This is a genomic window from Flavobacterium sp. (genome assembly GCF_027531705.1).
In the GTDB taxonomy this organism is placed as follows: Bacteria; Bacteroidota; Bacteroidia; order Flavobacteriales; family Flavobacteriaceae; genus Flavobacterium.
Map to the genome: position 1 here is coordinate 47,272 of NZ_JAPZSP010000020.1, position 15,615 is coordinate 62,886.

General features: G+C 33.3%; 12 protein-coding genes. 9 read left to right on the top strand and 3 right to left on the bottom strand.

The features are described from left to right. Positions 1 to 159 precede the first annotated feature (159 nt). The 9 genes from O9267_RS08110 (at position 160) to O9267_RS08150 (ending at position 10,246) form a co-directional block, all read left to right on the top strand. Positions 160 to 2,067 (top strand): DUF294 nucleotidyltransferase-like domain-containing protein, encoded by a 1,908-nt coding sequence (locus O9267_RS08110; protein WP_298177990.1) that lies wholly within the window; start codon positions 160 to 162, stop codon positions 2,065 to 2,067. Between the two features lie 3 nt (positions 2,068 to 2,070). Further along, a complete protein-coding gene (locus O9267_RS08115; protein WP_298177992.1) occupies positions 2,071 to 2,670 on the top strand; it encodes a 3'-5' exonuclease in 600 nt (199 codons plus the stop codon). Between the two features lies 1 nt (position 2,671). Beyond that, a complete protein-coding gene (locus tag O9267_RS08120; RefSeq protein ID WP_298177995.1) occupies positions 2,672 to 3,346 on the top strand; it encodes an SGNH/GDSL hydrolase family protein in 675 nt (224 codons plus the stop codon). A 132-nt stretch (positions 3,347 to 3,478) separates the two neighbouring features. Then, positions 3,479 to 4,960 carry a glycoside hydrolase family 32 protein gene (locus O9267_RS08125; protein WP_298177997.1) on the top strand — a complete coding sequence of 494 codons (1,482 nt, stop codon included), beginning with the start codon at positions 3,479 to 3,481 and terminating at the stop codon, positions 4,958 to 4,960. A gap of 11 nt (positions 4,961 to 4,971) precedes the next feature. Further along, the gene (locus O9267_RS08130; protein WP_298177999.1) at positions 4,972 to 6,297 is read left to right on the top strand and encodes a sugar porter family MFS transporter; all 1,326 of its coding nucleotides are present in this window, start codon (positions 4,972 to 4,974) and stop codon (positions 6,295 to 6,297) included. Positions 6,298 to 6,594: 297 nt separating this feature from the next. Continuing rightward, the gene (locus O9267_RS08135) at positions 6,595 to 7,479 is read left to right on the top strand and encodes a carbohydrate kinase (protein WP_298178001.1); all 885 of its coding nucleotides are present in this window, start codon (positions 6,595 to 6,597) and stop codon (positions 7,477 to 7,479) included. 231 nt (positions 7,480 to 7,710) lie between these two features. Further along, positions 7,711 to 8,334 (top strand): hypothetical protein, encoded by a 624-nt coding sequence (locus tag O9267_RS08140; RefSeq protein ID WP_298178002.1) that lies wholly within the window; start codon positions 7,711 to 7,713, stop codon positions 8,332 to 8,334. A 12-nt stretch (positions 8,335 to 8,346) separates the two neighbouring features. Next, entirely contained in the window at positions 8,347 to 8,742 is a 396-nt protein-coding gene (locus O9267_RS08145; protein ID WP_298178003.1) for a hypothetical protein, read from the top strand. Positions 8,743 to 8,896: 154 nt separating this feature from the next. Then, positions 8,897 to 10,246: a M43 family zinc metalloprotease gene (locus O9267_RS08150; RefSeq protein ID WP_298178005.1), complete on the top strand. Its 1,350-nt coding sequence runs from the start codon at positions 8,897 to 8,899 to the stop codon at positions 10,244 to 10,246. Between the two features lie 295 nt (positions 10,247 to 10,541). On the opposite strand, the gene acs is transcribed toward O9267_RS08150, so the two are convergent. The 3 genes from acs to O9267_RS08165 form a co-directional block, all read right to left on the bottom strand. Further along, the gene (acs, locus tag O9267_RS08155) at positions 10,542 to 12,449 is read right to left on the bottom strand and encodes an acetate--CoA ligase (RefSeq protein WP_298178008.1); all 1,908 of its coding nucleotides are present in this window, start codon (positions 12,447 to 12,449) and stop codon (positions 10,542 to 10,544) included. A 191-nt stretch (positions 12,450 to 12,640) separates the two neighbouring features. After that, positions 12,641 to 14,542, bottom strand: coding sequence for an acetate--CoA ligase (locus O9267_RS08160; RefSeq protein WP_298178230.1), 1,902 nt, complete (start codon positions 14,540 to 14,542; stop codon positions 12,641 to 12,643). A gap of 126 nt (positions 14,543 to 14,668) precedes the next feature. Beyond that, on the bottom strand, positions 14,669 to 15,538 hold the full coding sequence (locus O9267_RS08165; RefSeq protein WP_298178010.1) for a helix-turn-helix domain-containing protein: 870 nt from the start codon (positions 15,536 to 15,538) through the stop codon (positions 14,669 to 14,671). Between the last annotated feature and the right edge of the window lie 77 nt (positions 15,539 to 15,615).

The following is a 15,615-nucleotide window of genomic DNA, read 5'->3' on the forward strand; positions in this document are numbered from 1 at the left end:
TATTTGAACTATAATTTATATTATGTAAAATAGATTGTTTCAAAATCCCTTATTCTATAGGTTTTTGTGAGAATTCAACTTTTTATTTAAATCCAACTCTTTGTATTGTTAGTTATTATTTTAAATACTATTTTTACATTTCAAAATTAATCATACTCAATGAACGCAATTGCATCTAGAATAGCTGATTTTCTTAAAGAACATTTACCGTTTAGCAATTTATCTTTTGACGAATTAACTCAAATTGCAACAAATATTCGCGTGATTAATCTTGAAAAAAATCAAACGCTTTTTCAAATTAATGATAAACTTCATGATAGTTTTTATGTGGTAGCTTCTGGCGTTGTCAATTTATCTGTTGTTTCCGATGCTGAAGAAACATTATTAAACAAATGTGTTGAAGGTGAAATTTTTGGATTGCGTCCTTTTTTTGCCAAAAACAATTACATGATGACTGCAAAAGCTCGTGAAGAAAGCATTATTTACGCAATTCCTATCGCGACTTTCAAGCCTTTTGTTGCTCAAAATACAGAAGTTTTGAATTTTCTTTTAGAAAGTTTTGCAAGCACTAATTATAGCTCAAATGATTCTAAAGGAAATTTAATTTCGGATACGGCGATATTTTCAAATTCTAAATCGGAAACGCAATATTTTCAATCATTAACTTATAATAAATCGCCGCTAACTACTACTATTACTAGTGTTGTTAAAGAAACGGCGCAATTAATGACCGAAAGCAATTCTGATTTTGTAATCGTTACCGATAAAAATTATCCTATCGGAATAGTGACTGATAGTGATATGCGTTCCAAAATAGCTACTGCTCGATTTCCAATGACTTCGACTATTGATAAAATCATGTCATCGCCTGTTATTGCTGTAACTGAGAATGTTTCTCTAGCCGAAGCTCAACTGCTTTTGCTTCAATATAGCGTGAGTCATTTGTGCGTTACCGTTGATGGAACAGACAAATCGGAAGTTAAAGGAATTATTACTGAGCATGATTTAATTGTAGCTCAAGCCAGCAATCCTGGTGTTTTGATTAAAGAAATCAAACGTTCTCAAGAACCAAAAGATTTGCGAAAAGTTAGACTTAAACTTGCCGAACTTATCCAGACATCGTTAGACAAAAATATTCCTCTTTCTCATGTTATGAATGTGGCTGGCGAAATAAACACTGCTATTTTAAAACGTGCTGTAGAAATTGCTATTATTGAGTTAGGCTCTGCTCCTGCTCGTTTTGCTTGGTTTAGCATTGGTAGTCAAGGTCGTAAAGAACAATTATTGTTAACTGATCAAGATAGTTTTTTAATTTTTGAAGATGTTGCCGAAGCTAAATATAGAGACGTAAAAGATTATTTTATAAAACTGTCTAAAAAAACGGTTTCTATCTTAGAAAAAGTTGGTTATGCACCTTGTCCGTATGGACACAATGCAAGTAATATGATTTGGTGTAAATCATTGACAGACTGGATTAAACAGTTTAATACTTGGATGAATACTCCAGGTGAAAATAGCGATAAAATAAGCGGGATATTCTTTGATTATGAGTTGGTAATTGGTGAATCCAAAATTGAAGAAGCTATCAGCAATTTGGTTATTAAAAACACTGAAAAAAATAGCTTGTTTTTTGATTATTTAGGAAACGATACACTTAGAAAGCCTGCTCCTCTTAGTTTCTTCAAAAAATTTAATTTGGAAGATGAAGGTATTTACAAAGATAAATTTGATATAAAAAATAGAGCCATTATGCCATTGGTTGATGCCGCTCGTTTATTTACATTAAGCAATCACATCAAAGGAATTAATAATACTTATCTAAGATTCAAACAATTAGCTATTTCAAATCCAGCTAATTCTGAAGTTTTTCTTGCTTGTGCGGAAGCGTTTTTAGTATTAAATAAAATTCGTACCGCCGAAGGTTTGAAAAATGATAACGATGGACAATATATCACAATTGAAAACCTTTCTAAAGCTGACAAAGAAAAACTTAAAAATGCTTTAAATCCGATGAAAGAATTGGAAGATTTGATTAAAGATTCTTTTCAACTTACTCAATTCTCCTAGCTTATGTTTGATTGGATAAAAAATATTACTAAAGAAAGTCCACCATTTTGGAAGAATTATTTATCTAAATTTGATAAAAAGCCTTCTAAAAGATTTGTTGTTTTATCAACTGAAACTACGGGTTTAAATCCAAAAAAAGACTTAATTCTATCAATTGGAGCTATTGGAATTGAAAATAATAGTATTCATATTGGCGACAGTTATGAAGTTATTATTTCACAAAAAGATACTATTTCTAAAGAAGACAGTCAAAATGAATTTTTGATTCATACACAACAAAAAAAAGTTACCGAAACTAGAGCTATTCAAAATTTTATAAAATATTTGGGAAATGCCGTTTTAGTTGGACATCGCGTCAATTTTGATATAGAAATGATAAACGAAGCTTTAGAAAAATTGGGTTGTGGACGATTGAAAAATGAAGCATTAGACATTGAAGTTATGTACAAAAAACTACACGACATTAATGATAAAAACTTTACTTTGGAAGATTTAGGAACACTTTTCAAAGTACCAAAAGCCGAGAGAGTTTCTACTGCTGACGATGCTTACACTATAGCTTTACTTTTTTTGAAATTAAAATCAAGATTAGGAATTAAATAAAATGAAAAAGCTAAAAATTCACCTATTACTACTTTTAGTAACTTTCAATATCTATAATTCTGTTTGTCAAAATACTATGAACACCGATTGGGCTAACCTAAATAAATATGCCTCAGAAAACCAAAGCCTCACTCCTACTGCAAAAAGTGTAGTTTTTATGGGTGATTCTATAACCGAATTTTGGAAAATAAATGACGCAGCCTTTTTTGCAGAAAACCCTTTTATTGATCGTGGAATTTCTGGGCAAACCACACCACAAATGCTTTTGCGCTTTCGTCAAGATGTGATTAACTTGAAGCCTGAAACCGTTGTTATTTTAGCAGGAATCAATGATATTGCAGAAAATACTGGACCAATTACTTTAGAACAAATCATGGGAAATATCATCTCGATGGTTGAATTGGCAAAAGCTAATAAAATCAAAGTAGTTTTGTGTTCGGTTTTACCAGCCAATAATTTTTACTGGAATCCAAAACTGAAACCAGCCGACAAGGTAATTGAATTGAATTTATTACTTAAAAAATACGCCAAAGCCAACAAAATGAGCTACGTAGATTATTATAACGCTATGGTTAACAACGAAAAAGGCTTGCTGAAAAAATACGGAGAAGACGGCGTTCATCCTAATCTTGAAGGTTATAAAGTAATGGAGACAATACTTTTGAAAAGTCTCTAACTTATAGTAACGAAAACGTTTTCTATCAAAAAAAACACTGCTTTATTAGTAGTGTTTTTTTTATTCTTGTTTTTTTTTGATATTTTTAAAAGATTATTAATTTTTAGTCAAAAAAATAACAAATAAACGATAATGAAGAAATTCTTTCTCTTTTTCACAACTTTTCTGTTCTCTTTTGGGTTTTCACAGCAGTATAAAGAGCCTTACCGACCACAATTTCACTTTACACCACCAGCTAAATGGATGAACGATCCTAACGGAATGGTTTATCTAAATGGAAAATACCATCTTTTTTATCAATATTATCCAGACGGAACCGTTTGGGGACCAATGCATTGGGGACACGCCGAAAGTACCGATTTACTTCACTGGAAACAATTACCAATTGCTTTATATCCTGATAATTTGGGTTGGATTTTCTCTGGAAGTTGTGTAATCGATAAAGAGAATACAGCTGGTTTTGGAAAAAACGCTATGATTGCCATTTTTACTTATCACAATGAAGAAATTTTGAAATCTGGGAGAAAAAATATTGAAAGTCAAGGAATTGCTTATAGTTTGGATGAAGGTTTAACGTGGACAAAATACGAGCAAAATCCTGTTTTGAATAATTCTGGTGAACAAGATTTTCGTGATCCTAAAGTTTTTTGGAACGAAAGCACTTCTAAATGGGTTATGACTTTGGCAGTTGGCAATCAAATTAAGTTTTTTTCTTCTGCTAATTTAAAATCCTGGCAACATGAAAGTACTTTCAAACCTGAAGATGATTTGAAGGAGTTAGGTGTTTGGGAATGTCCCGATTTGTTTCAGATTAAAACGGATTCTGGTGAAACCAAATGGGTTTTGATCATAAATCACGGTGATAAAGCACCCAATGGTGGTTCGGGAATCCGCTATTTTGTTGGAAATTTTGATGGTAAAACATTTCAAGAAACTCAAAAATCGCTTTGGTTAGATTATGGCACCGATTTTTACGCAGGTGTAACTTTTTCTAATGTTCCCAATAACAAAACTGTTCTTTTGGGTTGGATGAGCAACTGGCAATATGCACAAAAAGTACCAACAGAAGTTTGGCGAAGTGCCATGACTTTACCTAGAGAATTAACACTAAAAAAGGATGTTTATTTCTATAAGTTAGAACAAAATATAGTCGAAACATTTGCTTCTATCACTACTCCTATTTTCAATAAAAAAACGGTTCAATTGCCTTTAAACAATGATGTTAATTTGTCTCAAACCGAAATTGTTTTCGATTTAGATAAAAATACAACTAATTTAAGCATTGCTTTTTCTAACCAAAAAGGTGACGTTTTTTCAATTGAATTAAAAGATGGAAAAGTGTTTACCAACCGATTAAAATCAGGCAAAATTGATTTTAGTGAAACCTTTACCAACAAAATTCAATCAATGGATTTGGCTGGCAAAAAAGCTACTTCTTTTCAGTTAATTTTAGATAAATCATCTGTTGAAATATTGATCAATAAAGGTGAATTCTCGGTGACAAATTTATTTTTTCCAAATGAGGAATATTCGATTTTAGCTATTAAATCAAATCAAAAAGCTACGAAACTTAAAAACTTAAAAATCAATACTGTAAAAAGTGTTTGGAACTAAATTATTCTGATATGAAAAATTCAAAATTACTTTATTATTCAATTGTAGTAGCGTTGGCCGGATTTTTATTTGGTTTTGACACAGTTGTTATTTCGGGAGCTGATAAACAATTACAAAATTTATGGCACTCTTCCGATTTGTTTCACGGTTTGGTAGTGATGTCTTCGGCACTTTGGGGAACGGTTTTGGGTGCTATTTTTGGTGCTATTCCAACCAATTCTTGGGGACGAAAAAAGACTTTGATTTTTATAGGCGTTCTGTTTTTCCTTTCAGCCTTAGGTTGTGCATTTGCCAATGAACCCTATCTTTTTGCTTTCTTCCGTTTTATTGGCGGTATCGGAATTGGTGTTTCTACAATCGTTGCGCCTTCGTATGTTTCTGAAATTGCTCCTGCTAAACAACGTGGACAATTGGTTGCTTTGTATCAGTTCAACATTGTTTTCGGAATCTTAATTGCGTTTGTATCTAACTATTTCTTGCAAGATATTGGCGAAAATGCCTGGCGTTGGATGCTCGGAATTCAAACCGTTCCTGCGCTGATTTACACTCTTTTGGTGCTTAGAGTTCCAGAAAGTCCGAGATGGTTGCTCGAATACAAAAATAATAAAGAAGATGCCATTCGTGTGCTAAAACTTATCGAACCTGATGAAACTATTGTAAATCAAGAAATTGAAGCTATTAGCAAAGAACATTCGCAAAAAACTACCAACGAAAATATCTTCATGAAAAAATACAGAAAACCGTTATTATTAGCGTTTTTCATTGCTTTTTTCAATCAATTATCTGGAATTAATGCCTTTTTGTACTATGCACCACGAATTTTTGAATTGGCTGGATTGGAAAAATCGGCTTCGTTCTTGAGCAGTATCGGAATTGGCGTTATCAACTTGATTTTTACTATTGTTGGTATTTCGTTAATCGATAAATATGGACGTAAAACCCTTATGTATATTGGCTCGGTTGGTTATATCATTTCGCTAGGATTAGTCGCAACCGCGTTTTATATGGAATGGAAAGGCATGTTTGTACCTGTCTTTTTCTTCTTGTTTATAGCAGCACATGCTATAGGTCAAGGTGCCGTTATTTGGGTGTTTATCTCTGAATTGTTTCCTAACAAATTGCGTGCGGCCGGTCAATCATTTGGTACATCGGTTCATTGGGTTTTGGCTGCCTTAATTCCGTCGTTTATGCCGTTTCTTATTGACAAAATCGGTGCAGCAACGGTTTTCGCCATTTTCTGTATAATGATGGTTGGACAACTTTTTTGGGTATTCTTAAAAATGCCTGAAACAAAAGGAAAAACGTTAGAAGAATTGTCGGAGAGTCTTTCGGAGTGATTTTTGAAGGTAGAATTTTGAAGGCAGAATTTAGAAGTCAGAAGTTAGAAAAAAGAAAAAAGAAAAAAGAAAAAAGATAAAAGAATATAGACTATGTAATCTAAAACCATGCGCAGCGCCTTTATCCACAAAGTAAAGCCTATGTATCTATGTGGTTAAAAGAAGAAAAACATAGAATATGAGAATAGACTATGTAATCTAAAACCAAGCGCAGCGCCTTTATACACAAAGTAAAACCTATGTCTCTATGTGGTTAAAAGAAGGAAAAAGCATAGAACACAGAAAAAAGAATACATTATGAATACAAAAAAGATCGTTTGTTTCGGAGAAGTTTTATGGGACGTTTTGCCTACATTCAAAATTGCTGGCGGTGCGCCTATGAACGTATCTATTCGCTTGCAATCACTTGGTATTGAAACCAAAATGATTTCTAAAATTGGAAACGATGCTTTGGGCAACGAACTTCTTGCTATTATAAAAGACAAAAACGTCACTACCGAATTAATACAACAAGACGCCACATTGGCAACTGGCGAAGTGTTGGTGCATCTAAACGAAAACGGAAGCGCAACCTACGACATTGTCTATCCGTCGGCTTGGGACAAAATTGAGTTGACTGCTGCCAATTTGCAAGCTGTACAAGAAGCCGATGCCTTGGTTTACGGTTCGTTGGCGTGTCGAGATGATGTTTCTCGCCATACGCTTTTGAAATTGCTAAAAGTCGCTAAGTACAAAATATTTGATGTAAACATAAGACCGCCGTTTTACTCGATAACTTTTTTGAAAGAAATGATGGAATTAGCCGATTTTGTAAAGCTAAACGATGACGAATTGCTAGAAGTGGCGCAGGCTTTAGGCTCGACTTCTAGTAAAATTGAAGCCAATATTTTGTTTCTTGCCGAGCTTACTAACACCCACTCTATTTGCGTTACCAAAGGTAAAGATGGCGCAGTTTTGTTTACCGACAAGCAGTTTTACAGCCACAAAGGTTTTAGCGTACAAGTAGCCGATACCATTGGTGCTGGCGATAGCTTTTTAGCAGGTTTTTTGTCTAAATTTTTATACCAAACCGACTTTTTGCACGCGGTAGAATATGGTTGCGCCGTTGGTGCTTTAGTTGCCTCACACAATGGCGCCAACCCAGTAATTACCGACGCTGCTATACAAGCATTGCTACAATAACCACTACACTATTTTCTCGTTTGCAACACTATTTTACAACACTATGGCGAAAAACCGCAAAAGGTGTTGAAAGCTTTCTTGCTTTGTTAATAAACTTTTGTAAGATTTATTGAGTGTTTTGGTATATTTGAAGAAATTATTTGGCTAGTTATGAAGGAATTGAATGATTAGCGCAATATTTCAAGTATATACACTCTTTGTGTGTAATTTTAAAAATAATAAATCAAAAAAATGAAAAAAGCACTAATTGTATTATTACTATTCCCATTATTAGTTTCGGCAAAATTTTACAAAGCCAAAATCACATTAACCAATGGCACGTCTAAAAATGGCTTTATTGAATTGCCGGAATATCCAGATGATGCCAAAATCAAATTTAAAGCAGAAGAAAAAGGCAAAGTTGAAAAATTCAGTTTAGAAGAAGTAACTAGTTTTGAAATCACCAATGACAAAATGGAAACAATTAACTATGTTACTTTAAAACTTGCCGAGCAAAGCACGTTTAATCTCAATAAAATAAAACCAGGCGATAAAAAAGTTTGGGCAAGAATTGTAAAAGAAGGTAAAATTTCAATTTATTCAACGTATTCAGCTTATGATTTTGGTACCAAAACTGGTGGTGCAGGAACTTTTTATATTAAAAGACAAAATGAAGACTTCGCATTATTTCTTGAGGAATTTGGTGGTGATGGTATCAGTTTGTGCATGAATTGTTTTCCAGCTTTAAAGAAAACTCTAAAAGGCTATTTTGAAACAGCTTGTCCAAAACTGTCAGAATTGGTAACCAAAGAAGAATTAAAGAAAAAAGGTATTTCCTATTTAGTTGACTTATACGAACAAAATTGCGGAAAATAATAAACTGAAGAAATGAAAAAAGCACTGATCTTACTAAACCTTTTTCTACTTCTATCGGCATTAATTACAGTCATTTCTTGTTCAAAAAGTAATGATGCTGCACAAAATCCGTATCAAGGAAATTGGAGTGGAAATTTAACAGGGGACATTGAAGGAAGTTGGACAGCAAAAGTTTCTGCAAACGGAAGTTTTGATGGAAAAGTTATTACGCCACAATCTAGTTCAGATCATGATTTTGTATTAGCTGGTCAAGTTTCCGCAAATGGAAATTTGGTTGCCACTATGAAAAATGCAACTTATAATATGAACCTAGACTTTGTAGGCAACTTTCAAAACACCAACTGCAACGGAACTTGGATATATAACGGAGCAGGAATGCAAGGCACTTGGACAGGAACAAAAGAATAAATACTTTCAAGCTTATTGCCAAAACAATAATTGGTATTTACAATAAATTACTCATACATTATAGTTGGTTTTAAAGACAATAAAATTACACAATTAGGTGTTGAGTTTAAACCAAATTAAAAAAAATGAGTCTTACTTGGATTAAACTAACCAAATGAAACAATCAATCTATACTTTACTCTTATTTTTTCAAATTGCTGTTTTGCCAGCACAAGAAAATACTAGTTTTTGCGCTACGCAAACAATTTCTGACGAATGGGAAATGGAGTTTCAAAAGCTTGTTACACAATACAAAAAGTCACGAACAACCAATATTGTTTATCAAATTCCAGTGATTTTTCACATAATTCATGGTGGCGAAAATGTGGGTGTTTTTCCAAATATTGAAGCGCAACAAGTCAACTCACAAATTGTAGTTTTGAACCAAGATTACACAGGAACTGGCTTGAATGTTGAAGATTATCCAGCCAATGCTTTTGTGAACTGGGCAATAAATCAATCAATTCCGTCTGGGAATTTGGATAATTTGGGTAGAATTAAAATTGCGAATAGCGAAATACAATTTTGTTTGGCACAAGTAAATCCGTCAGGAATTCCACTTTCCGAACCTGGAATTGAACGCATTAATTATATAGAAAAAGGTTGGCAAAACCCGAATGTGTTTGCAAATAATCAAGATTTGAGAAATTTTATCGATAACACGGTAAAGCCGCAAAGTATTTGGGATGCAACTAAATATTTGAACATTTGGGTAACCGACAAAAGCGATGCCTTAAACTCCAAAGGATTTGCAACGCCGCCACCATTAAGTGGACTTTCTGGAATTCCTGCAAATGCTACAACTAGTTTAAATGACGGTGTATGGTGTTATGCCAAGTCGGTTGGTTCTTATTTGATTTACCCTGCTGGAATTTATGTCAATACTGATGTTTCCGGGCGTTTGCTAACACACGAAATTGGGCATTGGTTAGGATTACGACACATTTGGGGCGATGGTAACTGTTTGAGTGATTTTTGCAACGACACGCCTTCACAAGCCGACCCAAGTGCAGGAAATCCGACTTATCCACAAGGCGTTGGTTCGTGTAGTTCTCCGAGTAATGCTCCCGATGGCGAAATGTTTATGAATTTTATGGATTACACCGCCAACCCAAGCATGTATATGTTTACAACCGATCAAGTTACAAGAATGCAAACTGCTATGGCAAACAGTCCGCAACGCAACCAACATGGAACGCATGGTATTTGTAGTGGTTTAGCTGTTTCTGAGAATTCTTTTTCAAATAAAATTAAAATTTATCCTAATCCGACAACAGATTTTGTAATGATTGAAGACAAGGATAATCAAATTAATTTTATTGAAATTTACACCGTTCTTGGTCAAATGATAGCAAAAACTTCAGAAAAAAATATTTCATTTGATCAATCAGCAAAAGGAATTTATTGGTTGAAAGTTTATTTTAAAAATGATGAAATGCAATTTTTTAAGATTGTAAAAAATTAATTATTACTTTATTCTCAATTTTAATAATTGAAAAAACTTTAAAAGAAAAACCATGAATAAAAACAACCCACCCTTATTTCTCCTGACAATTGTAGCCATTATAGTTGGTTCAGCATTGTTCAAGCAAATTGATTTTAAAAACCTAACTATAGAGAAACCTGCACTTTCGGCAATTTACTTTATTACGTTTATGTTTTCGGTTTTTGTTTTGGTGAAACATTTTATAAATAAATCGAAGAAATAAAAAAACTGCTCCATTTCTGAAGCAGTTTTTAACTAAATAAACTAAAATAAACTAAAGTTTTCCGTCTTTGATTTCGTCAACAATTTCTGGATTCAGTAATGTTGATGTGTCACCAAAGTTAGAGAAATCTCCTTCGGCAATCTTACGCAATATTCTACGCATGATTTTACCTGAACGTGTTTTAGGCAAACCAGATACAAACTGAATTTTATCTAATTTGGCAATTGGTCCAATTTGATCAGAAATCAATTGGTTAATCTCTTTCGCTAAATTATCTCTATCTCTTCCTTCACCTCTTTCTTTTAAAATTACAAATCCGTAAAGCGCATTTCCTTTCACATCATGTGGGAAACCAACGATAGCACTTTCTGCCACAGCTGGATGCTCATTAATAGAATCTTCAATTGGAGCAGTTCCTAAATTATGTCCAGAAACAATGATAACGTCATCTACTCTACCCGTAATTCTGTAATAACCAACTTCATCGCGCAAAGCACCGTCACCAGTAAAATATTTACCTGGAAAAGCTGTAAAGTAAGTTTCTTTATAACGTTGATGATCACCCCAAATCGTTCGAGCCATCGATGGCCATGGGAATTTGATACACAAACTTCCTGTAACTTGATTGCCTTCAATTTCGTTGCGCAATTCGTCCATTAAAACTGGTTGAATTCCTGGTAATGGTAAGGATGCATAGGTTGGTTTAGTTGGCGTTACAAATGGAACTGGCGAAATCATAATACCACCTGTTTCTGTTTGCCACCAAGTATCTACTAGCGGACAACGCTTTCCTCCTACGTGGTCATTATACCAGTGCCAAGCTTCCTCGTTAATCGGCTCACCAACGGAACCAATAACTTTAAGCGAGCTTAATGGAAAACGTTGTACATAATCTAAACTTTCTTTTGCCAAAGCACGAATAGCAGTTGGCGCAGTGTAGAATTGATTGACTTTATGTTTTTCAATTACTTCCCAAAAACGACTAAAATCTGGATATGATGGAACGCCTTCAAAAATTACTGTAGTTGCACCGTTCAAAAGTGGTCCGTAAAGAATGTAAGAATGTCCAGTAATCCAACCTATATCAGCAGTACACCAATAGACGTCGTTTTCTTCGTATTTGAATATGTTTTTAAAAGTATAAGCGGTATAGACCATGTAACCTGCTGTAGTATGAACCATTCCTTTAGGTTTTCCAGTAGAACCTGAAGTATACAAAATGAATAATGGATCTTCAGCATCCATAATTTCGGCAACACAATTTGGAATCGCTGCGTCCATTAATGGTTGTAACCATTGGTCACGGCCTTCTTTCATATTTACTTCCGTATTAGTTCTTTTAACCACTAAAACTTTTTCAACACAAGGTGATTTTTCTAATGCTTCATCCACAATTCCTTTAAGGTCAATGGCTTTATTTCCTCTATAACTTCCATCAGAAGTAATAACCATTTTACATTCAGAATCATTGATACGAGTTGAAACTGCTGAAGAAGAAAATCCAGCAAAAACAACCGAATGGATAGCTCCAATTCTAGCGCAAGCCAAAATAGAAACAGCCAATTCAGGAATCATTGGAAGATAAATACATACTCTGTCTCCTTTTTTAACGCCTTGTTCACGAAGAACATTAGCCATTTTAGAAACTCTTGCATACAATTCGTTATATGAAATATGTTGTGCTTCTTCGCTAGGATCGTTTGGTTCGAAAATTATAGCGGTCTTCTCGCCTTTTTTAGCCAAATGTCTGTCGATACAGTTTTTTGTGATATTCACTTTTGCATCCACAAACCATTTGAATTGTGCTTCTTGCATATCAAATTCCATTACTTTTTCCCATTTTTGGTACCAAGTAAAATTTTCATCGGCAATTCTGTCCCAAAATTTTCTTGGTTCACGCACCGATTTTTTATACATTTTAAAGTAATGCTCTAAATTGTCAATTGTATAATAACTCATGGTTTATTTTTAGTAATTAGTTAATAGTGACTGATAAATAGTCTTTATTTTGTGTAAATATAAATATTCTATTTGTTTGGAAAAGATTTTTGTTGCTAAATAAGTATAGTTTGCTTTGAGATGAAAGAATATAGAGAATAGAAAATAGATGTGAGTACATTAAATTCTCTTTTCTCTATTTTCTTTAAAAATTATCTAAAAGAACCAATTTTAGCTTTTTCAAAATCCTCTCTTACTTCATCTATAATAGCTTCATCGTCAATAGTTGATGGAATTTGGAAATTTTCTCCGTCGGCAATACTTCTTAATAATTTTCTTAAAATTTTACCCGAACGTGTTTTTGGTAGTCTTTGAACAATTACAACATCGCGTAATGAAGCAACCGCTCCAATTTGATCTCTAACCAAATGAACAACTTCATGTTGCAATTGAAAATGCTCAATATCTTCACCAGATTTATTTACTACTAAAGCCAATGGAACTTGACCTTTCAAATCGTCGTTAATACCAATAACAGCACATTCTGCTACTGAATGATGAGACGAAACGATTTCTTCCATTTCTGCAGTAGAAAGTCTATGACCTGCCACATTTATTACATCATCTACTCTACCTGTAATATATATGTAATTTTCATCATCTTTATAACCACCGTCACCAGAGAAATAATAACCCGGAAATTTGTTTAAATAACCCGCTTTGAAACGTTCATTATCTCCCCATAAATCAAGCATTGTTCCTGGTGGCAATGGCAATTTGATAACTACATAGCCTTCTTCGTTTGGTCCTAATTCTTGTCCGTTTTCGCCAAAAATTCTGATATCATAACCAGTAACTGCTTTTCCAGCAGAACCTGGTTTAATTGGTAAATACTCCACGCCCATCATGTTGGCAATCATAGGCCAACCCGATTCTGTTTGCCACCAATGGTCAATTGCAGGAACTGGAATGTGTTCGCGGTACCAATCTAAAGTAGCTACATCGCAACGTTCACCAGCTAAGAATTGCGTTCTTAAACATGACAAATCATATTGTTTAATAAATTCACCATTAGGATCTTCTTTTTTGATAGCGCGAATAGCCGTTGGAGCTGTAAACATGATACTTACTCTATGCTCTGCAATCACTCGCCAAAACGTACTTGCGTCTGGAGTTCTGATTGGTTTTCCTTCAAAAATTACTGTTGTATTTCGATTAATAAGTGGTCCGTAAACAATATAACTGTGTCCAACTACCCAACCCACATCGGATGCAGCCCAAAAAATTTCGTCTTGTTTCGCTCCATAAATGTATTGCATTGAAAATTTAAGTGCAGTAGCATAACCACCTGTATCTCTTACGATTCCTTTTGGCTTTCCAGTTGTTCCAGAAGTGTATAAAACGTATAATGGATGTGTTGCATTTACAGGAACACAAGGCACTTCTTCTGAACCATAAACTAAGGCATCGTAATCTACATCATATTTTTTGAAAGGAATTCTTGCACCTAATTTTCTATTGAAAACGATTACTTTTTTAGGTTTGTGTTCGGCCAATTCTATCGCTTCATCAACTAAAGGTTTGTAGGCGATTAATCTATCGATTTCTATTCCAGAAGAAGCAGTTATGATGGCTCTTGGTTTGCAGTCATCAATTCTTATAGCTAATTCATGTGGTGCAAATCCACCAAAAACTACTGAATGCGTTACTCCTATTCGAGCGCAAGCTAACATGGCAAATGCTGCTTGTGGAATCATTGGCATATAAATTACAGCCGTATCTCCTTTTTTCAATCCTAAAGAAATCATTCCGCCTGCTAGTTTGGCTACTTCTGATTTGACTTCGTTATAAGTATACTTCTTTACATTTTGAGTTACTGGCGAATCGTAGATGATAGCTGTTTGATCTCCATAGCCGTCTTGAATGTGCTTATCTAAAGCTAAATAACACATATTTAATTCTCCATCTTTAAACCATAATGGATAATCATTATCATCTTTTGATAAAATAGTAGTTGGTTTGTTATACCATTCTAATTGGTCTGCTTGTTGTTTCCAAAAGGCTTCAGGAGATTGAATACTTTGGTTGTAAAATTCTTGGTAATTCATTCGTATTGATTGGTTTGTAGTTGATTTAATTACATAAGTAAATGTAAATAAATTATCAATACGACATAAAATATTCTTGCTAAATAGGTATATACGAAATCGATTTCGTAATCTACTATCTAATTTAAAAAATTAACTTTTTATTTCTAATTTATAACCAACACCATGAATGTTTACAATAGTAATTGTGGAATCTTTATCTAATTTTTTTCTTAGTTTTGAAATAAACATATCTAAACTTCTAGTAACTATTACGCCTTCATTTTCCCAAATTTCCTTTTGTAAAGTATTTCTATCGATGATTTCATTTGGAGATGATGAAAGAATATACAATAATTTAGATTCTTTGGGAGTTAATGAAATTTGTTCCATTTCAAATTGAAGCTGATTTTTTTGGAAGTAGAATATATATTTTCCAATTGTTATGTTGGTTTCATCGTCAGCAATAATTACTTCTTTTTCTATTTTTTCATTTCTAAATCGCATCAAAAAGAAAATTGAAATTGCTAAAAATAAAATTGCAAAAAAAGAATATTTAGTAAATAAAATATTGGTTTTTGAAGCAAATTTTAAAGTTATAACATAACAATCTAGAGGCATTTTTCTTCCAATACAAGTAATAACATTTTTACTTGAATCAGCATCAATATGAAAACCATAAACAATGACTTCACTTAAACATTTCTTAACTGAGACAGAGTATTCTTTTGGAAAAGAACTTTTTGAAATGTTATTTTGAAGAATATTGATAAGTGAATCAGGAGAAAAAGCAAATTGATTTTCAAATCTAATTTGAAATTCATTTTTTGAAATTGTTTTTATTGGTAGCACTCTAGAAGTTCTATCATTAGAGCTAATCAAAACCTCATGCCCTATTTTTCTCAAAATAATTTCATTTTTTGAATTATCTATTATTGATTCTGCAAGATAGTTAGAGCAAAAAGGAATTGCAAAAACACCTAAGACGATTAAGAATAAGATAAAAACATACTTTTGTTTCATGTTTCAAAAGTATTTACTTTTTAGTTTATTAAAAATGTATTTAATAAAGATTTACACTTTTTTTACAAAAAAAAATC